Source organism: Streptomyces sp. NPDC030991 (assembly GCF_055571235.1).
Genome location: NZ_JBVIFR010000012.1, coordinates 171,529 through 191,816, shown reverse-complemented (window position 1 = coordinate 191,816; position 20,288 = coordinate 171,529). Strand labels below are relative to the sequence as shown.

Below are 20,288 nucleotides of genomic sequence, written 5' to 3'. Positions count from 1 at the left end.
CACTGCTCACTCACTGCTCACTCACGCGGTCAGCTTCTCGATACGTACCGCCGACGCCTTGAACTCCGCCGTCCCCGCGATCGGGCAATTGGACTCGATCGTCAGCGCGTTGGTGTCCACCTCGTCGGGGAAGTGCATGGTCATGAAGGCGAGCCCGGGACGCAGCCCCGGATCGACCCAGACCGGCGCGGTCACCGCGCCCCGCCGCGACGAGATCCGGACCTCATCGCCGACCACGACCCCGTACCGCTCGGCGTCCTCCGGGCACAGCTCGACGTACTCGCCGCGGCGCAGCGGGGACGCGAAACTCCCGCTCTGCACACCGGTGTTGTACGAGTCGAGGCGGCGCCCTGTCGTCAGCCGGACCGGGTACGCCTCGTCGGTCAGGTCGACCGGCGGATCGTGCTCGACGAGCCCGAACGGCGCGAGCCGCCCGCGCCGCGCCGGATCCGCCTCCCACAGCCGGCCGTGCAGATACGAGGTGGGCGGCTCGTCCACGTCGGGGCAGGGCCACTGGAGCCCCTGCGCCTCCGCAAGCCGGTCGTACGTCATCCCGAAGTGGTCCGGCGACAGCGCGCGCAACTCGTTCCAGACGGCCTCGGCGTCCGCGTACTTCCAGTCGTGGCCCAGGCGGGAGGCGAGGTCGCAGATGATGTCGATGTCCTCGCGCGCCTCGCCGGGCGGGGTGAGCGCGGCCCGCACGCGCTGGACGCGCCGCTCGCTGTTGGTCGTCGTGCCGTCGGTCTCCGCCCACGCGGCCGTGGCGGGCAGTACCACGTCGGCCATCTCGGCGGTCCTGGTCAGGAAGATGTCCTGGACCACGAGGTGGTCGAGGGCGGCGAGCCGGCGCGCGGCCTGCTCGCTGTCGGCCTCCGACTGCGCGGGGTTCTCGCCGATGCAGTAGACGGCGCGCAGCCCGCCGTGCTCCATCGCCTCGAACATGTCCGTCAGGGTCATGCCGTACCGCGGCGGGATCACCGCGTCCCAGGCCCGCTCGAACTTTCCCCGGTGGCCGTCGTCGAGGAGGTCCTGGAACCCGGGGAGCCGGTTGGGGATGGCGCCCATGTCGCCGCCGCCCTGCACGTTGTTCTGCCCGCGCAGCGGTTGTACCCCGGCGCCGTACCGGCCGACGTGGCCGGTCAGCAGGGACAGGTTGATCAGCGCCCGGACGTTGTCGGTGCCGTTGTGGTGCTCGGTGATGCCGAGTGTCCAGCACAGCTGGGCGCGTTCGGCCCGCGCGTAGGCGTGCGCCAGCTCCCGGATCGCGGCGGCGGGGACGCCGGTCACCTTCTCCGCGAGGGAGAGCGTCCAGGGCTCGACGAGCGCCTTGTACTCCTCGAAGCCGGTCGTCGCCCGCGCCACGAACGCCTTGTTGTACAGGTCGGCGGCGATGATCTCCCGGGCGACGGCGTGGGCGAGGGGGATGTCGGTGCCGACGTTCAGGCCGAGCCAGCCCTCCGCCCACTCGGCCGTCGAGGTGCGGCGCGGGTCGACGGCGTACATCCGCGCCCCGTTCCTGATCCCCTTCAGTACGTGCTGGAAGAAGATCGGGTGCGCGAAGCGGGCGTTGGAGCCCCACATCACGATCAGGTCCGTCCGCTCGACCTCCGCGTACGAGGAGGTGCCGCCGCCCGAGCCGAACGCCGCCGACAGACCGGCGACGCTCGGCGCGTGACACGTACGGTTGCAGGAGTCGACGTTGTTCGTCCCCATGACGACCCGGGTGAACTTCTGCGCGACGAAGTTCATCTCGTTGGTGGCGCGGGCGCAGGACAGCATCGCGAAGGCGTCCGGGCCGTGCTCCTCGCGGGTGCGCCGGAAACCGTCGGCCGCGACCGTCAGGGCCTCGTCCCAGGTGGCGGGCCGGAAAGGGGAGGTGCGGTCGCCGGGTGTCTCGCGCACCAGTGGCCGGGTGAGCCGGGTGTAAATCTTCGGGGTGCGGTCGCGCCGCTTCTGCCTCGTGCTCATGCGGCGTCCCTCCTCATCATGGCGCGGGCGAGCAGGTCCGAGAGGGCGTGCACGGTGCGCAGCGTGGGCACCTCGACGCCCGTGATGTCCGCCAGCTCCACGACAGCGGCCAGCAACACGTCCAGCTCCAGGGGCTTTCCGCGTTCCAGGTCCTGGAGCGTGGAGGTGCGGTGGTCGCCGACCCGTTCGGCGCCGGCCAGGCGGCGCTGCACGGAGATGTCGGGTGTGCAGCCGAGAGCCGCGGCGACGGCGAGCGTCTCGGTCATCATGATCTCGATGACCCGGCGCGTACCGCCGTGCAGGCACATCTGCCGCATCGTGGCGCGCACCAGGGCGCTGATCGGGTTGAAGGAGATGTTGCCGAGCAGCTTGATCCAGAGGTCGGAGCGCAGATCCGGCTCGACGGGGCACTTCAGGCCGCCCGCCCGCATCGCGTCACTGAACGCGACACAGCGCGCCGATACCGTACGGTCCGGCTCCCCGAGGGAGAACCGCGTCCCTTCCAGGTGGCGGACGACTCCCGGCGCCGCCAGCTCCGTCGCGGCGTAGACGACACAGCCGACGGCCCGCTCGGGGGCGAGCACCGCGCTCACGGCCCCGCCCGGGTCGACGCTCTCCAGCCGGTGGCCGTCGTGCGGGCCGCCGTGCCCGTGGAAGTACCACCACGGGATGCCGTTCTGCGCCGCGACCACCGCCGTACGGTCGTGCAGCAGCGGCTCGATCAGCGGCCCGCACGCCGCGTACGAGGTGGCTTTCAGGCCGAGGAACACATAGTCGACGGGCCCGATCTCGGCCGGGTCGTCGGTGGCGTGCGCCCGCGCGGTGAAGTCGCCGCGCGCGCTGATGATCTGGACGCCGCTGTGCCTCATGGCCGCCAAGTGCGGTCCACGGGCGATGAGATGGACGTCGGCGCCCGCGCGGTGCAGCGCGGCTCCGACATAGGCGCCGATCGCTCCGGCGCCGAGGACTGCGACTTTCACGGGCGGGCTCCGTCCGGTCGAGGGTTCGGCTCCGCCCCGCTCGCACGGGCAGTGGCGGTCCGAAGTGAGGCGAAGACGGTCGGCAACGCGGCGACGACTGCCGGAAAGGCAGCGGAGACTGTCGATGGAATATTGTCTACAGTATGGAAGTTGGGTCGACAAGGCTTCGCGCACGGGCTCGCACCATGGCTTGCCCAGGCATTGCATACCGTCGACGGATTCTGTACGGAGTCTCGTCCCGCCCCTTCCCAACGCCCGGGCCGCTGCCTACGGTTCTGGATCATGAGGCCCCCCGTCGCACCACCCGGCTGGAGCCGCTGGCTCGTACCGCCCGCCGCCCTCTCGGTCCATCTCTCCATCGGCCAGGCCTACGCCTGGAGCGTCTTCAAACCGCCCCTCGAATCCGCCCTGGACCTGAGCGGCACCCAGAGCGCGCTGCCGTTCCAGCTCGGCATCGTGATGCTCGGCCTCTCCGCCGCGTTCGGCGGCACCCTCGTCGAACGCAACGGCCCGCGCTGGGCGATGTCCGTCGCCCTCGTCTGCTTCTCCTCGGGCTTCCTGCTCTCCGCCCTCGGCGCCGCCACCGAGCAGTACTGGCTGATCGTGTTCGGCTACGGCTTCGTCGGCGGCATCGGACTCGGCATCGGCTACATCTCCCCGGTCTCCACCCTCATCAAGTGGTTCCCGGACCGGCCCGGCATGGCCACCGGCATCGCGATCATGGGCTTCGGCGGCGGCGCGCTCATCGCGTCACCGTGGAGCGCGCAGATGCTGGAGTCCTTCGGCGCGGACAGCGACGGCATCGCGCTGGCCTTCCTGGTGCACGGCCTGGTGTACGCGGTCTTCATGACGCTCGGCGTCCTGCTGGTGCGGGTGCCCCGCAAGGAGGGGCGGCCAGGGGCGCGGGAGGCGGCGCGGACGACCCCCGCCGGCCCGCAGGTGTCGGCGCGACAGGCCATCCGCACCCCCCAGTTCTGGTGCCTGTGGCTGGTCCTGTGCATGAACGTGACGGCCGGCATCGGCATCCTGGAGAAGGCCGCGCCGATGATCACGGACTTCTACGCGCGGACCAGCACCCCGGTCACGGCGAGCGCGGCGGCCGGCTTCGTCGCCCTGCTCTCCGCCGCGAACATGGCCGGACGCATCGGCTGGTCCTCCACCTCCGACCTCATCGGCCGCAAGGACATCTACCGCCTCTACCTCGGCGTCGGCGCCCTGATGTACCTGCTCATCGCCGTCTACGGCGACTCCTCCAAACCCCTCTTCGTCCTCTGCGCCCTCGTGATCCTCTCCTTCTACGGTGGCGGCTTCGCGACCGTCCCCGCCTACCTGAAGGACCTGTTCGGCACCTACCAGGTGGGCGCCATCCACGGCCGGCTGCTCACCGCCTGGTCCACCGCGGGCGTCCTCGGCCCGCTCATCGTCAACCGGGTCTCCGACAGCCAGGAGGAGATCGGGAAGCATGGCTCGTCCCTCTACGGCCTCTCCTTCACGATCATGATCGGGCTGCTGGCCGTCGGCTTCGTCGCCAACGAGCTGGTCCGCCCCGTCCACCCCCGCCACCACGTCCCCGCCCAGAGGGAGTCCGCCGATGACAGCGCCGACGCCACCGCCGACCGTGACCGCCAGCAGCCCGCCTAGGCGCCGGGGCCTGATCGCCTTCGCCTGGCTGTGGGTGGGGGCGCCACTCGCCTACGGACTGTACGAACTGGTGCAAAAGGCCACACAGCTGTTCACAGGCTGACCGGGTGGAACTCTCCAACCGAGACCGCACAATCCTGTTGCTTACGTCACCTCCTACTCGCCGGTCGCTGAGCAGACTTGAACGTCCGCGACCCGCACGGGGGCGGGCCAGGCACACGAGGGGACCAGCTCCATGACCGGTTCGCGCATCGTCGGTATCGGCCACTACCAGCCCGCGAGAATTCTCACCAACGAGGACCTGGCGGCCATGGTCGACACCGACGACGAGTGGATCCGCTCCCGCGTCGGCATCCGGACCCGGCACATCGCGGGACCCGACGAGCCGGTCGACGAGCTCGCCGCGCACGCCGCCGCGAAGGCGCTGGCCGCGGCGGGTCTGACCGCCGACGCCATCGACCTGGTCGTCGTCGCCACGTCCACCGCCGTCGACCGTTCGCCGAACATGGCGGCCCGCGTCGCCCACCGCCTCGGCGTCCCCTCCCCGGCCGCGCTCGACCTGAACGTCGTCTGCGCCGGGTTCACCCACGCCCTCGCCACCGCCGACCACACCCTGCGGGCCGGGGCCGCCACCCGCGCGCTCGTCATCGGTGCGGACAAGATGTCGGCCGTCACCGACTGGACCGACCGCTCCACCTGCGTCCTGGTCGGCGACGGCGCGGGCGCCGTGGTCGTCGAACCGTGCGCCGACGGCCAGGAGCCCGGCATCGGCCCCGTCCTGTGGGGCTCGGTCCCCGAGATGGGCAACGCCGTACGCATCGAGGGCCAGCCCGCGCGGTTCGCCCAAGAGGGCCAGTCCGTCTACCGCTGGGCGACCCGGCAGCTCCCGCCGCTCGCCCGCGAGGCCTGCGCGAAGGCGGGCCTCGACCCGGCCGACCTCGCCGCCGTCGTCCTGCACCAGGCCAACCTGCGCATCATCGAACCCCTCGCCGAGAAGATCGGCGCCGTGAACGCGGTGGTGGCGCGGGACGTCGTCGACTCCGGCAACACCTCCGCCGCGAGCGTGCCGATGGCGCTGTCCAAGCTGATCGAACGCGGCGAGCTGGCCACCGGGGCGCCCGCGCTGCTCTTCGGCTTCGGCGGGAACCTCTCCTACGCGGGCCAGGTCGTGCGCTGTCCGTAACGCGGGGGATGCGGGATGTGACGAGGCCAACTGCCCCTGGTGGTAGCGATTGTGCTCGGTAAACTGTATTCCAAAGACAATCGAGTGTTCCGATCCGGGCCGACACCGTGTGGGCCGGGGACACCGGATCCGGGACCGGAATCGGCGTGCCGGATGCTCGAAGCCCAGGAGGGGGAGCGCGATGTTGTCCACAGGACTGCCGCAGGGGGCGGTGCCCAAGCTGGAGCGCCCCGGCCCGTTGCGCGAGCGGGTCTACGAGGCGCTGCTCGCACTCATCACGACCCGCGCCCTCCAGCCCGGCCAGCACCTCGTCGAGAGCGAGCTGGCCGGACATCTCGGGGTCTCGCGCCAGCCGGTGCGTGAGGCGCTGCAACGGCTGAACACCGAGGGCTGGGTCGACCTGCGCCCGGCGCAGGGCGCGTTCGTGCACGAGCCGACAGAGGAGGAGGCCGACCAACTCCTCACCGTCCGTACGCTGTTGGAGGCCGAGGCGGCCCGGCTCGCCGCGGCCAACGCGGGCAGGACCGGCATCACCGCCCTGGAGGAGCTCTGCGCCAAGGGTGAGCAGGCCGTCGCCGACGGGGACGTGGACGTGGTGGTCGCGACGAACGCCGAGTTCCACGCGAAGGTCATGGAACTCGCGGGCAACGTGGTCCTGGCCGAACTCGCCGGCCAGGTCGACGCCCGCGTCCGCTGGTACTACCAGCCCGTCGCCCGCCAGCGCGGCAAGCAGTCCTGGATCGAGCACCGCGAACTCATCGCGGCGATCTCGGCCCGCGACGAGTCACGGGCGACGGCGGTGATGCGGGCGCACACCGAGCACACCCGCGAGACCTACCACCACCGCAACCAGGAGTAACCTCGGCTTCCCGGGGCCCCCGGCCCTAGCCGTCGGCCTGCCACTGCGGATCGCGGCCCGTGAACGCCAGCAGCCGGGCCGCCGGGCCCGCCCCCGCCGGGCCCGCCCCCGCCGGGGCCGGGACGGCCGGGGCGTACTTGTGGAAGTTGTCCCGGACGAAGTCGACGAAGCGGTCGGCCGGCACCTGGAGGCCGGTGGCCAGCTCGTCCGTCAGGGGTAGCCGCCGGCCCGTCGCCCGGGCGATGTCCCAGGCGTGCACGCCCGCGTCCAGAGCGGCGGCGGCCGTGCCCAGCCAGGCCGGGAGCGGGCCGAAAGGCGTCGGGACGTCGCTCGCGCCACGGCCGACCGACTCCCACGCCTCGGTCACCGCGGCCAGCACCTGCTCCAGCTCGCCGAGCGGGTCGGGCCCGAGCGCGTTCTCCGGCGCGAACGGATCGCCGGCCGGCGCGATGTCGGATATCTGCATCACCAGCGCCTGCTGGTCGAGGCGGGCGTGGTTCAGTACCTGGCGCACGGTCCACTCGGCGCACGGCGTGGGCCGGTCCCAGCCGTCCACCGGTACTTCGCGCACTGCCGCACGCAGATACTCGTGCGCCTGCTCCAGCAGCTTGTATCCATCGACCGGTCCGTCTCCATCGATCGAACTCAAGGTCCCCACCCCTCTCGTAGTCGCCCCGCCCGGCGGGCAGGACGGAATCAGCGGTCGAAACGGTGCGCGTGCTCCCGGGTCCACCGGGGCTCCGGCCGCGGTGCGGAGCGTATGGCCTGCGAGCCGGCGTTCCCTGTCGCCCCCGTCGCCCCCGTCGCCTCCGTCCCCAGGATCATCCGGGCTCCCCGGCCGCGCCGCCACCCATGGTGGACGCACGAGGGGACCAGCGTGCCTCAGCGGCCAGCATCACCACCAAGGAGACGACGAGAGCGAGGAGTTGGGCCAGCGCGGAGACGTAGATGCCGAGCAGCGCCGTCGCGAGCACCACCGGGACCGAGAGCGTCCGGTACCCCAGCGGGAACAGCCGCATGGCCGCCCGGAACGCCGCGTCTCCCGCCAGGAACAGCGCGACACCGCCCGCGAGGGCCAGCGCGGGCCCCGTGTGCAGATGCTCCCCGATGTGCCCGAGCGACTTCTTGATCCCCGCGGCGAGAAACGCCACGCCGAGCAGCATGGGCAGGAACGCGTAGTAGTACGCGGTCATCGCGAGGCGCCAGCGCCGGTCGGCCGGTGTCGCGGCGAAGGCGTGCTCGGCGCCGCCCTCGTCGCGGACGAAGTAGGTCCACCACAGCGCCCCGGCGAGCGCGAGCGCCAGGAAGACACCGCTGAAGACGCTCGCCGTGAACGGCAGATCGCCGATGCCCACGCCGATCGCGATGACCGACTCGCCGAAGGAGACGATCAGCAGAAGACCGTGCCGCTCCACGAAGTGCCCGGGGTCCAACGCGCCCATCTGTGCCCGGAGTTCGGAGTTGGCGCGGCCGGAACGGCGGGCCGGGCCGTACTCCGCCATCACCGGGGTCACGAACTGCAGGGCGATGGCCAGCACCCACAGCCCGTCCGCGAGCAGCCCCGTGCACAGGCCGGCGCCCGTGACCGCCAGCGCGGCCAGGGAGTTGGGCGCCGCGTACCAGACGACGTCGTGGCCGTGGCTGCGGGTGTACAGGGCGCTGTGGACGACGACGACCAGCAGAAGACCGAGGCCGAAGACGACGCCCGCGTCCGAGTGCGGGTCGAAGACGTGCGGGATGGACAGGGCGCAGACGAGGAAGCCCGCCATGCCGAGCAGCATCAGCAGGCGGCGCGACGGCCGGTCCGGCGGCACCTGGTTGGTGAGGTAGGCGTAGGCCGAGTACATCCAGTACAGCACGGCGAAGATGAGCACGACGCGGCCCGCGGTGGCCCACGACAGATCGTGCGCGATCAGCACGGTCAGCTGCGTGAGCGTGTAGACGAAGACCAGGTCGAAGAAGAGCTCCAGCGAGGTGACCCGCTGCGAGAGCGCCGGTTGCCCCCCGCCGTCCCGTTCCTCGCGCTGTGGTGGTGCCGCCTGCGGCGTCATGCCTGAACTCCCCCTGTGACGTGGCGCGTTGTCGCGGCGCACAGACTACGGGCCGGTGACGTCCGGCGCAGGAGGACCTCAGGGAGTCCGCCGGGAGCCGACCTTTGTCCTGTGACTGGAGAAAGTCATGGGTAATTCCTGCGCAACTTCTTCCCACACCCGGCAGGCACTGCTACGTTCCCCATCGAAAGAACGACTGCGTGACTGGCCGAAACAGCATCGGTCCGGCCGGTCCACCGGAGCCCGAAGAGGCGGGGAGGGGCACGTGAGACGCATGACGGCTCGACCCGCCAACGCGCACCAGGCGCGCTTGCTGCGACTGCTGCGCGACGGAGGACCCAACTCCCGTGCCCAGCTGGGCGACCAGATCGATCTGTCGCGCTCCAAGCTGGCCGTCGAGGTGGACCGCCTCCTGGAGACCGGGCTCGTGGTCGCCGACGGACTCGCCGCCTCGCGCGGCGGCCGCCGCTCCCACAACATCCGGCTCGCCCCCGGTCTCCGCTTCCTCGGCGTCGACATCGGCGCGACCTCGGTCGACGTCGCCGTCACCAACGCCGAGCTGGAGGTCCTCGGGCACATCACCCAGCCCATGGACGTACGCGAGGGGCCGGTCGCGGTCTTCGAGCAGGTACTGGCCATGGCGGCGAAGCTGCGGGCATCGGGGCTGGCCGAGGGGTTCGACGGAGCGGGCATCGGAGTGCCCGGCCCCGTCCGCTTCCCCGAGGGCGTCCCGGTCGCCCCGCCGATCATGCCCGGCTGGGACGGCTTCCCGGTCCGCGAGGCGCTCAGCCAGGAACTGGGCTGCCCCGTCATGGTCGACAACGACGTGAACCTGATGGCAGTGGGGGAGCAGCACGCGGGCGTCGCCCGCTCCGCACGCGACTTCCTCTGCGTCAAGATCGGTACCGGTATCGGCTGCGGCATCGTCGTCGGCGGCGAGGTCTACCGCGGCACGACCGGATCGGCCGGCGACATCGGGCACATCCAGGTCGAACCCGACGGCAGGCAGTGCGCCTGCGGCAACCGGGGCTGCCTGGAGGCCTACTTCAGCGGCGCGGCGCTCGCCCGTGACGCCGAGGAGGCCGCCCGTGACGGGCGCTCGCCCGAGCTCGCCGGACGCCTGGAACTGGCCGGAAAGCTCAGCGCCGCCGATGTGGCGGTGGCCGCGGCCGCCGGTGACGGCACCTCCCTCGATCTCATCCGCGAGGGCGGCAACCGCACCGGCCAGGTCATCGCCTCCCTGGTCAGCTTCTTCAACCCCGGACTCGTCGTCATCGGCGGCGGCGTCACCGGCCTCGGCCACACGCTCCTCGCCGCCCTGCGCACCCAGGTCTACCGCCAGTCGCTCCCCCTGGCGACCGGCAACCTGCCCATCGTCCTGGGCGAGCTGGGCCCCACCGCCGGAGTCATCGGCGGCGCCCGCCTCATCAGCGACCACCTGTTCTCACCCGCGTAGCACTCCCGACACCCGTAACCGCACAGCGCCCTGCTCTGCCCTGCCCTGAAACCGGCCCGCACCCGCTGCTAGGGGAACCGCCATGGCACTTTCGGCACCAGAACCACCGCTGCTCACCATGAACGGCATCACCAAGTCGTTCCCCGGCGTACGCGCCCTCGACGGGGTGGACCTCGACGTCCGCCCGGGCGAGGTGCACTGCCTGCTCGGCCAGAACGGCGCGGGCAAGTCCACGCTCATCAAGGTCCTCGCCGGCGCCCACCAGCCGGACTCCGGCGCCATCACCTGGCGCGGCGAGCCGGTCTCCCTGCGCTCGCCGATCGCCGCGATGCGCCTCGGCATCGCCACCATCTACCAGGAACTCGACCTGGTCGAGGGGGTGTCGGTGGCCGAGAACGTCTTCCTCGGACACGAGCCGACCTCGGCCGGCTTCGTGGTCCGCGGACGCGACGCGAAGGCGGCGACAGCGGCCCTGCTCAAACGGCTCGGGCACGGCGAGATCGCCCCCGGCACCCTGGTGGGGAACCTGTCCGCGGCCGGGCAGCAGATCGTCTCGATGGCCCGCGCGCTCTCCCACGACGTACGGCTCATCGTCATGGACGAACCCTCCGCCGCGCTCGACCCCGACGAGGTCGACAACCTCTTCCGTATCGTCGGCGACCTCACAGCGGACGGCGTCGCCGTCGTCTACATCTCCCACCGCCTGGAGGAGATCCGCCGCATCGGCGACCGGGTCACCGTCCTCAAGGACGGCCGGGCCGTGGCCGGCGGCCTCCCGGCGAAGGACACGCCGACACGTGACGTGGTGGCGCTGATGACGGGCCGCAACGTCGAGTACGTCTTCCCGGACCGTCCGCCGGCCATCACGGCGGCCGAACCGGTCCTGCGCGTCCAGAACCTGTCCCGCCAGGGCGAGTTCGCGCCACTGGACCTGGAGATCCGCCCGGGCGAGATCGTCGGCCTCGCCGGACTGGTCGGCTCCGGACGCTCCGAGATCCTGGAGACGATCTACGGCGCCCGAAAACCGACGACCGGTCAGGTCAGTGTCGAGGGACGGGCGTTGCGACCCGGCAGTGTGCGCGCCGCGGTCCGGGCGGGCCTCGGTCTCGCCCCCGAGGAGCGCAAGGCCCAAGGGCTCCTGATGCTGGAATCGGTGACCCGCAACGTCTCGGTCTCCTCCATGTCCCGCTTCTCCTACGGCGGTTGGGTCGACCGGGGCCGGGAGGACGAGGCCGCCCGCAAGGCCGTCCGGGAGCTGTCGCTGCGCCCGGACAACCCGTCCGTCCCCGTCCGCACTCTCTCCGGCGGCAACCAGCAGAAGGCGGTGCTGGCCCGCTGGCTGCTCCGCGGCTGCAAGGTCCTGCTCCTGGACGAGCCGACCCGGGGCGTCGACGTCGGCGCCCGCGCCGAGCTGTACGCGGTCATCCGCCGCCTCGCCGACGACGGCCTCGCCGTCCTGCTGGTCTCCAGCGAGGTGCCCGAGGTCCTGGGCCTCGCGGACCGCGTCCTGGTCCTGCGCGAGGGCCACGTCGTCCACGAGGCCCCGGCCACGGAACTGACGGAGCACCGGGTCCTGGACCTGGTGATGGAAGGAACGCCGGCGTGAGCCGCCCCGCCGGGGGCGCGCCCGGGGGACGACCGCCCCGGCGCCGCCCGTGGACGACCCGCGCCCCAGCTCCGCCGCACAGACGACCCCGATCAGAAGGGACCCCGGCGTCATGACGCAGCCCGCCACCCCAACCCGCCCGGCGGAGCCCAAACGCGCCGCGGCCGCCAAGAACGTCAAAGCCGTCCGCCTGGACATCCGCACGCTCTCCCTGCTCGGTGTCCTCGCCGTCCTCATCGTCATCGGCGGGATCACCCAGCCGGACTCCTTCCTGGACACCGACAACGTCCAGCTGATCCTCACCCAGGCGTCCGTCATCGGTGTCGTCACCGTCGGCATGACCTTCGTGATCATCTCCGGCGGCATCGACCTCTCCGTCGGCGCGATCGTCGCCCTGGCCAGTTGCTGGGCCACGACGGTCGCCACCCAGGAGTACGGCTTCGTCGGCATCCTGTTCACCGCGATCGTCGTGGGTGTGGCCTGCGGCCTCGTCAACGGTGTCCTCATCGCGTACGGCGCCATGGTCCCCTTCATCGCCACCCTCGCGATGCTCGCCTCGGGCCGTGGTCTCGCCGAGCAGATCACCGACGGCAGCACCCAAGTGGTCACCGTGGGCAGCGTGTTGAAGCTCGGCGAGCGGGACGCCTACATCCTCGGCATTCCGCCGCTCGTCCTCGTCTTCGCCGCCGTCACCGTCATCGGCTGGCTCGTCCTGAACCGCACCACGTTCGGCCGCCGCTCGGTGGCCGTCGGCGGCAACGCGGAAGCCGCCCGGCTGGCCGGCATCGACGTACGCCGTCAGCGTCTGTACCTCTACCTGCTCTCCGGCCTGTGCTGCGGCATCGCCGCGTTCCTGCTGATCGTGCTGGCCGGCTCCGGCCAGAACACCAACGGCAACCTGTACGAACTCGACGCCATCGCCGCGGCCATCATCGGCGGCACCCTCCTCACCGGCGGCCGCGGCACCATCGTCGGCTCCGTCCTCGGGGTCCTGATCTTCACCACGATCACCAACATCTTCGCGCTGAACAACCTCCAGAGCGACGTACAGCAGATCGCCAAGGGCGCGATCATCGTCGCCGCGGTCCTGGTCCAGCGACGTACAGCACACACCCACTCCTGACCTCTCAAGCCCCGGGAAGGGACGACGTCATGCCAGAGATCACGAGCCGCAGAGGACTCCTGTTCGGCGCGGCCGCGGCCGTCACCACAGGCGGTCTGCTCACGGCCTGCACCAGCAACGAGCCCAGCGACAAGGGCGACAGCAGCAAGGCCGCCGACCAGCCGGTCGCCGACGACAAGCCCGGCAAGAAGGTCACCATCGGCTTCGCCGGGCCGCAGGCCGACCACGGCTGGCTCAACGCCATCAACGAGAACGCCAAGGAGCGGGCCAAGAAGTACTCCGACGTCGCCCTCGAAGCCACCGAGGGCTCCAACGACACGGCCGCGCAGATCGGCCAGGTCGAGACGCTCATCAACAAGAAGGTCGACGTCCTCGTCGTGCTCCCCGCCGACGGCAAGGCGCTGACGCAGGTCGGCCTCAAGGCGATGCGCGCCGGCATCCCCGTCGTCAACCTCGACCGCATCTTCAACACCCCGCAGGCGTACCGCTGCTGGATCGGCGGCGACAACTACGGCATGGGCCTGAGCGCCGGCAACTACATCGGCGAGAAGCTCAAGGACAAGAAGAACGCCAAGGTCATCGAGTTGGCCGGCATCGACAACCTCGAACTCACCAAGCAGCGCACCCAAGGGTTCGACGACGCCCTGAAGAACTACCCGAACATCGAGAAGGTGGCCCGCCAGGCCGCCGACTTCACCGTCGAGTCGGGGCAGGCCAAGATGGCCCAGCTCCTCCAGGCGCAGAAGAGCTTCGACGCGCTGTGGAACCACGACGACGACCAGGGCGTCGGCGCCCTGCGCGCCATCAAGCAGGCGGGCCGCGACGGGTTCCTGATGGTCGGTGGCGCCGGCGCCCTCGCCGCGATGCAGGCCATCGAGGCCGACGACAGCGTCCTGAAGGCCACCGTCCTGTACCCGCCCACCATGGCCGCGTCCGCCATCGACCTGGCCCGCGCGCTCGGTCAGGGCAAGGGCATCGGCGGCATGGCCGAGTTCGAGATACCCGCCCACGTGACCCTGTTCTCCGCCGTCGTCGACAAGGAGAACGTCGGCCAGTACATGCCGACCGGCTTCAAGTGACGGGCGCCGGCACGAGGCACCTGGGGATCACCGCGTGGACGAGGAGGACTTCCGCATGGCAGGCAGCAGCACGGGTTCGACGGCTCGGGTTACGGGCGGCGACAACGACGGAGAGGTGAAGCCGGTCCTGGGGGTCGGCATGGTCGGCTACGCGTTCATGGGCGCCGCCCACTCACAGGGGTGGCGCACCGCGGGCCGGGTCTTCGACCTGCCGCTGACGCCCCGGCTCGCCGCGGTCTGCGGCCGTGACGGCTCGGCCGTGCGCGCCGCGGCCGACCGGCTCGGCTGGGCCGCCGCCGAGACGGACTGGCGGGTGCTCATCGAGCGGGACGACGTCGACCTCGTCGACATCTGCACGCCCGGTGACAGCCATGCGGAGATCGCCGTCGCGGCGCTCGAAGCGGGCAAGCACGTGCTGTGCGAGAAGCCCCTCGCCAACTCCGTCGAGGAGGCCGAGGCGATGACCGAGGTCGCCCAGCAGGCAGCCGAGCGCGGCCTGGTGGCGATGACGGGCTTCAACTACCGCCGCGTCCCCGCCATCGCCCTCGCCCGCCGCATGGTCGCCGAGGGCCGCGTCGGCACCCTGCGGCACGTGCGCGTCAGCTACCTCCAGGACTGGCTCGTCGACCCGTCGTTCCCGCTGACGTGGCGGCTGCAGAAGCCGTACGCGGGCTCGGGCGCGCTCGGCGACCTCGGCGCCCACGCCGTCGACCTCGCCCAGTACCTCGCGGGCGAACCGGTCGCGGGCGTCTCGGCGCTCACCGAGACGTTCGTCCGCGAGCGCCCCGTCCTGGAAGGCGCCTCCGCCGGACTCTCGGCGACCGGGGGAGGGGGCCTCGGGCAGGTCACCGTCGACGACGCGGCCCTGTTCACCGCCCGCTTCGCCTCCGGGGCGATCGCCTCCTTCGAGGCGACGCGTTTCGCGACCGGCCGCAAGAACGCGCTGCGCGTCGAACTCAACGGCGAACGCGGCTCGTTGGCCTTCGACCTGGAGCGCCTCAACGAGCTGTCCTTCCACGACCACACGGAACCCGGCATCAGCGCCGGCTTCCGCCGCATCCTCGTCACCGAACCCGAGCACCCCTACCTGGAGGCGTGGTGGCCGCCGGGCCACGGCCTCGGCTACGAGCACACCTTCGTCCACCAGGCCCGCGACCTCGTCCACGCCATCGCCGAACACACTGTGCCCGCACCGTCGTTCGCCGACGGTCTCCAGGTGCAGCGCGTCCTCGCGGCGGTCGAGGAGAGCGCGGCGAAGAACTCCGTGTACACCCCTGTTCAGGCTTGAGGAGGCTTGCGACCGTGCCACGCCAGTTCACCCTGTTCACCGGTCAATGGGCGGATCTTCCGCTCGAAGAGGTCTGCCGCCTGGCCCGCGACTTCGGCTACGACGGCCTCGAACTCGCCTGCTGGGGCGACCACTTCGAGGTCGACAAAGCCCTCGCCGACCCCGGATACCTCGACTCGCGCCACGCGCTGCTCGACAAGTACGGCCTCAAGTGCTGGGCGATCTCCAACCACCTGGTGGGCCAGGCCGTCTGCGACGCCATCATCGACGAGCGGCACGAGGCGATCCTGCCCGCCCGGATCTGGGGCGACGGCGAAGCGGAGGGCGTCCGGCAGCGGGCCGCCGCCGAGATCAAGGACACGGCCCGCGCGGCCGCCGCCTTCGGTGTCGATACCGTCATCGGCTTCACCGGCTCCTCGATCTGGCACCTGGTCGCCATGTTCCCGCCGGCCCCCGAGTCGATGATCGAGCGCGGCTACGAGGACTTCGCCACGCGCTGGAACCCGATCCTCGACGTCTTCGACGCGCAGGGCGTGCGCTTCGCCCACGAAGTGCACCCCAGCGAGATCGCGTACGACTACTGGACGACACACAAGGCGCTGGAAGCGGTCGGCCACCGGCCGGCGTTCGGCCTCAACTTCGACCCGTCCCACTTCGTCTGGCAGGACCTCGACCCGGTCGGCTTCCTGTGGGACTTCCGCGACCGCATCTACCACGTCGACTGCAAGGAGGCCCGGCGCCGCCTCGACGGCCGCAACGGGCGTCTCGGCTCCCATCTGCCCTGGGGCGACCCGCGCCGCGGCTGGGACTTCGTCTCCGCGGGCCACGGGGACGTGCCCTGGGAGGACGTCTTCCGCATGCTCCGCTCGATCGATTACCAGGGGCCGATCTCGGTGGAGTGGGAGGACGCCGGCATGGACCGGCTCCAGGGCGCTCCCGAGGCGCTGGGCCACTTGCGCAAGCTCGACTTCGAGCCGCCGAGCGCGTCCTTCGACGCCGCGTTCAACAGCTGAGGGACCGCCCGCCGCACCGGGCACGGGGCGGGGACCGGACGCACCGCCGGTCCCCGGTCCGGCCTGCCCGCACCCTGCTTTGTCCTGTGATGGGAAAAAGCTCAACCAGTCGTGTCGCAAGGGGTGTTCGGCCCGGACGAACGCGGCTACGGTCCCTGAAGTGTCACTGAAGCGTTCAGGCCACACGTACCTCCGGGGTGACGGTGCACCCCGGCGCCCGCACCGCACGTCCTCGCACCCGTTCCGTACGGCCCACCCCGTTCCCGGAGGGACTTCGTGCACACAAGCAGCAGCAGAAGAAGCACCACCAGGCGCTCCAGACTCCGCACCACCCTCGCCCTGCTCACCGGCTCCGTACTGGTCGGCTCGTCCCTGGCGCTGGTGCCCGGTACGGCCGTCGCCCACCCGGAGCCGGACGCGCCCGCCGCGGACTCCGACTTCCAGCAGGTCACCCTCGCCAAGGGCGCGGACGAGACCGGCGAACCGATGTCGCTGGCCGTCCTCCCGGACCGCAGCGTCCTGCACACCTCCCGTGACGGCACGCTGCGGCTGACCGACGCGGGCGGCAGCACCTCCGTCGCCGGAAAGCTCGACGTGTACAGCCACGACGAGGAGGGCCTCCAGGGCGTCGGCATCGACCCGGCCTTCAAGGACAACCGGTTCATCTACCTCTACTACGCGCCGCCGCTGGACACTCCGGCCGGCGACGCCCCGGAGACCGGCACCGCCGCCGACTTCGCCAAGTTCGACGGCGTGAACCGGCTGGCCCGCTTCGTCCTCAAGGCGGACGGCACCCTGGACAAGGCCAGCGAGAAGAACATCCTCGAGGTCAAGACCTCCCGCGGCACCTGCTGTCACGTCGGCGGCGACATCGACTTCGACGCCGACGGCAACCTGTACCTGTCGACCGGCGACGACACCAACCCCTTCGCCTCCGACGGTTTCAGCCCCCTGGACGAGCGCGCCGACCGCAACCCGGCCTTCGACGCGCAGCGCAGCTCCGGCAACACCAACGACCTGCGCGGCAAGGTGCTCCGCATCAAGGTCAAGGCGGACGGCACCTATGACGTCCCCGCCGGCAACCTCTTCGCGCCGGGCACCGAGAAGACCCGCCCCGAGATCTACGCGATGGGCTTCCGCAACCCGTTCCGCATCAGCGTCGACAAGCCGACCGGCACCGTCTACGTCGGTGACTACGGGCCCGACGCCGGCGCCGCCGACCCCAAGCGGGGACCGGCAGGGCAGGTCGAGTTCGCCAAGATCACCAAGGCGGCCAACTTCGGCTGGCCGTACTGCACCGGCGACAACGACGCCTACGTCGACTACGACTTCGGCACCAAGGTCTCCGGCGCGGCCTTCGACTGCGACGCGCCGAAGAACACCTCGCCGAACAACACCGGCCTCACCGACCTGCCGCCGGCCCAGCCCGCCTGGATCCCGTACGACAACGCCTCGGTGCCCGAGTTCGGCTCCGGCTCCGAGTCGCCGATGGCAGGCCCGGTCTACCGCTACGACGCGAACCTCGACTCCCCGGTGAAGTTCCCCGAGGAGTACGACGGCGACTTCTTCGCCGGCGAGTTCGGCCGCCAGTGGATCAAGCGGATCGAGCAGGACGGCTCCGGGAACGTCTCGAAGATCAACGACTTCCCGTGGTCCGGCACCCAGGTCATGGACAGCGCCTTCGGCCCCGACGGCGCGCTCTACGTCCTCGACTACGGCCTCTCCTGGTTCGGCGGCGATGAGCACTCGGCGCTGTACCGCATCGAGAACGCCACCGGCGGTCACTCGCCGATCGTCGAGGCCAAGGCCACCAAGACCTCCGGCCAGTCGCCGCTGCGCACCACGTTCACCGCGACCGGCACCGACGCCGACAACGACCCCATCACCTACAGCTGGGACTTCGGCGACGGCACCAAGGGCACAGGCGCCAACCCCAGCCACACGTACCGCAAGGACGGCACGTACGTGGTGACGGTGACGGGTGACGACGGCACGGGCCGCACCGGCTCCGCCAACGTCCGTGTCGTCGTCGGCAACACCGCCCCCACGGTGAAGTTCCAGAACCCGCCCAACGGCCAGCTCTTCAAGTTCGGTGACACCATCCCGTTCAAGGTCGCGGTCAGTGACCCGGAGGACGGCACGATCGACTGCTCCAAGGTCACCGTGCGCTACCTCCTCGGCCACGACAACCACGCCCACGCGATCACCTCGGCCAACGGCTGCGAAGGCACCATCACGGCGCCCGCCGACGCCGAGCACGACCCGAACGCCAACATCTACGGCGTGCTCGACGCCGAGTACACCGACGGCGGCGGGGGCGGCCAGGCCGCACTCACCAGCCACGACCAGGTCCAGCTCCAGCCGCGCCACCGCCAGGCCGAGCACTACACCAAGCAGCAGGGCACCACGCCGCAGAACAAGACGCAGGCCAACGGCGGCCGGACCGTCGGCGACATCCAGGACGGCGACTGGATCGCCTTCTCGCCCTACAACCTCACCGGAGCCAAGAAGCTCACCGCCCGGATCTCCTCCGGCGGCGCGGGCGGCTACCTGGAGGTGCGCGCCGGATCGGCGACCGGCACCCTGCTGGGCTCCACCACGGTCCCCGTCACCGGCGGCTGGGAGACGTTCCAGAACGTCGACGTGCCGCTGCGCAACGTCCCGAAGAAGACCACCGACCTCTACCTCGTCTTCAAGGGCGGTGCCGGCGCGCTCTACGACATCGACGACTTCGAGATCAGCGGCGACGGCCCCGTGAAGGGCGCCAAGCGGGTCCTCGTCTTCTCCAAGACGGCCGGCTTCCGCCACGACGCGATCCCCGAGGGCATCGCGGCCCTGAAGGAGCTCGGCGCGACCAGCGACATCACGGTCGATGCCACCGAGTCCGCCGCCCAGTTCACCACCAACAACCTCGCCCGCTACGACGCGGTCGTCTTCATGTCGACCACGGGTGACGTCCTCAACGACAGCCAGCAGAAGGCGTTCGAGGAGTTCATCGCCAAGGGCGGCGGCTACATGGGCGTCCACGCGGCGGCCGACACCGAGTACGACTGGCCGTACTACGGCAACCTCGTCGGCGCCTACTTCGACTCGCACCCGGCCATCCAGAAGGCCACCGTGCGCGTCGAGGACTCCGCCAACCCGGCCACCGCCCACCTCGGCCAGGCCTGGGAGCGCACCGACGAGCTGTACAACTACCGCACCAACCCGCGCGACAAGGTGCACGTCCTCGCCTCCCTCGACGAGACGACGTACCAGGGCGGGAACATGAAGGGCGACCACCCGATCGCCTGGTGCCAGAGCTATGGCGGCGGCCGCTCCTTCTACACCGGCCTCGGCCACACGAAGGAGTCCTACGCGGACGACGCCTACCGCACCCACCTGCTCGGCGGTCTGAAGTACGCCAGCGGCCAGGCCAAGGCGGACTGCAAGCCGAACAGGGACTACCGGCCGATCTTCAACGGTCAGTCCCTCGACGGCTGGAAGCAGGCCGGCCCCGGCACCTTCAACGTCAAGGACGGCGCCCTGGAGTCCGAGGGCGGCATGGGGCTGCTCTGGTACCAGGCCAAGGAGCTGAAGTCGTACTCCCTCAAGCTCGACTGGAAGATGCAGGGCGACGACAACTCCGGTGTCTTCGTGGGCTTCCCCGCCTCCGACGACCCCTGGTCCGCGGTGAACAAGGGCTACGAGATCCAGATCGACGCCACGGACGCCGCCGACCGCACCACCGGCGCGGTCTACACGTTCAAGTCGGCGAACATCAAGGCCCGTGACCAGGTCCTGCGGCCGCCCGGCCAGTGGAACTCCTACGAGATCAAGGTCCAGGGCGAACGCCTCCAGGTGTTCCTCAACGGAGTCAAGATCAACGACTTCACCAACAAGGACCCCGAGCGGAGCCTGACCGACGGCTACATCGGCATCCAGAACCACGGCGCCGACGACCAGGTCTCCTACCGCGACATCCAGCTCAAGGAACCGCCCACCACGGGCGACTAGAACGGCGGCGGGCGGAGGACGCCGGACCTCCGCCCGCCGTCTCAC

15 protein-coding genes are annotated in these 20,288 nt (G+C 70.8%); 11 read left to right on the top strand and 4 right to left on the bottom strand.

The window, feature by feature from the left end; all coding sequences use genetic code 11:
• Positions 1-21: 21 nt before the first annotated feature.
• Together ACZ45E_RS23300 and ACZ45E_RS23295 are read right to left on the bottom strand one after the other, a co-directional pair.
• Positions 22-1,968 carry a molybdopterin oxidoreductase family protein gene (locus ACZ45E_RS23300; RefSeq protein WP_468223427.1) on the bottom strand — a complete coding sequence of 649 codons (1,947 nt, stop codon included), beginning with the start codon at positions 1,966-1,968 and terminating at the stop codon, positions 22-24.
• Positions 1,965-2,948, bottom strand: coding sequence for a 2-dehydropantoate 2-reductase (locus ACZ45E_RS23295; protein ID WP_468223424.1), 984 nt, complete (start codon positions 2,946-2,948; stop codon positions 1,965-1,967). Before ACZ45E_RS23295 ends, ACZ45E_RS23300 begins: the two co-directional genes overlap by 4 nt.
• Before the next feature lie 282 nt (positions 2,949-3,230).
• On the opposite strand from ACZ45E_RS23295, the gene ACZ45E_RS23290 reads away from it, so the two are divergent.
• The 4 genes from ACZ45E_RS23290 (at position 3,231) to ACZ45E_RS23275 (ending at position 6,631) form a co-directional block, all read left to right on the top strand.
• A complete protein-coding gene (locus tag ACZ45E_RS23290; RefSeq protein ID WP_468223423.1) occupies positions 3,231-4,589 on the top strand; it encodes an OFA family MFS transporter in 1,359 nt (452 codons plus the stop codon).
• Entirely contained in the window at positions 4,540-4,692 is a 153-nt protein-coding gene (locus ACZ45E_RS23285; RefSeq protein WP_468223421.1) for an MFS transporter small subunit, read from the top strand. The genes ACZ45E_RS23290 and ACZ45E_RS23285 overlap by 50 nt, the downstream gene beginning before the upstream one ends.
• 132 nt (positions 4,693-4,824) lie before the next feature.
• Positions 4,825-5,772 carry a beta-ketoacyl-ACP synthase III gene (locus ACZ45E_RS23280; protein ID WP_468223418.1) on the top strand — a complete coding sequence of 316 codons (948 nt, stop codon included), beginning with the start codon at positions 4,825-4,827 and terminating at the stop codon, positions 5,770-5,772.
• A gap of 181 nt (positions 5,773-5,953) precedes the next feature.
• A complete protein-coding gene (locus ACZ45E_RS23275; protein ID WP_468223415.1) occupies positions 5,954-6,631 on the top strand; it encodes a GntR family transcriptional regulator in 678 nt (225 codons plus the stop codon).
• Between the two features lie 25 nt (positions 6,632-6,656).
• Here ACZ45E_RS23275 and ACZ45E_RS23270 read toward each other — a convergent pair whose 3' ends face one another.
• On the bottom strand, positions 6,657-7,280 hold the full coding sequence (locus tag ACZ45E_RS23270; protein WP_468223414.1) for a TIGR03086 family metal-binding protein: 624 nt from the start codon (positions 7,278-7,280) through the stop codon (positions 6,657-6,659).
• A gap of 172 nt (positions 7,281-7,452) precedes the next feature.
• Positions 7,453-8,682, bottom strand: a complete 1,230-nt coding sequence (locus tag ACZ45E_RS23265; protein WP_468223412.1) for a low temperature requirement protein A — start codon at positions 8,680-8,682, stop codon at positions 7,453-7,455.
• A 274-nt stretch (positions 8,683-8,956) separates the two neighbouring features.
• On the opposite strand from ACZ45E_RS23265, the gene ACZ45E_RS23260 reads away from it, so the two are divergent.
• The 7 genes from ACZ45E_RS23260 to ACZ45E_RS23230 all read left to right on the top strand — a co-directional run bounded on the left by ACZ45E_RS23260 (position 8,957) and on the right by ACZ45E_RS23230 (position 20,243).
• Positions 8,957-10,138 carry an ROK family transcriptional regulator gene (locus ACZ45E_RS23260; protein ID WP_468223410.1) on the top strand — a complete coding sequence of 394 codons (1,182 nt, stop codon included), beginning with the start codon at positions 8,957-8,959 and terminating at the stop codon, positions 10,136-10,138.
• Between the two features lie 118 nt (positions 10,139-10,256).
• Positions 10,257-11,744, top strand: a complete 1,488-nt coding sequence (locus ACZ45E_RS23255) for a sugar ABC transporter ATP-binding protein (RefSeq protein WP_468223656.1) — start codon at positions 10,257-10,259, stop codon at positions 11,742-11,744.
• 112 nt (positions 11,745-11,856) lie between these two features.
• Positions 11,857-12,867 (top strand): ABC transporter permease, encoded by a 1,011-nt coding sequence (locus ACZ45E_RS23250; RefSeq protein ID WP_468223408.1) that lies wholly within the window; start codon positions 11,857-11,859, stop codon positions 12,865-12,867.
• A gap of 29 nt (positions 12,868-12,896) precedes the next feature.
• Positions 12,897-13,946: a substrate-binding domain-containing protein gene (locus tag ACZ45E_RS23245; RefSeq protein WP_468223405.1), complete on the top strand. Its 1,050-nt coding sequence runs from the start codon at positions 12,897-12,899 to the stop codon at positions 13,944-13,946.
• A gap of 55 nt (positions 13,947-14,001) precedes the next feature.
• Positions 14,002-15,234 (top strand): Gfo/Idh/MocA family protein, encoded by a 1,233-nt coding sequence (locus ACZ45E_RS23240; protein WP_468223402.1) that lies wholly within the window; start codon positions 14,002-14,004, stop codon positions 15,232-15,234.
• Positions 15,235-15,248: 14 nt separating this feature from the next.
• Positions 15,249-16,247 carry a sugar phosphate isomerase/epimerase family protein gene (locus ACZ45E_RS23235; protein ID WP_468223400.1) on the top strand — a complete coding sequence of 333 codons (999 nt, stop codon included), beginning with the start codon at positions 15,249-15,251 and terminating at the stop codon, positions 16,245-16,247.
• A 276-nt stretch (positions 16,248-16,523) separates the two neighbouring features.
• A complete protein-coding gene (locus ACZ45E_RS23230) occupies positions 16,524-20,243 on the top strand; it encodes a ThuA domain-containing protein (protein ID WP_468223397.1) in 3,720 nt (1,239 codons plus the stop codon).
• Positions 20,244-20,288: the final 45 nt, after the last annotated feature.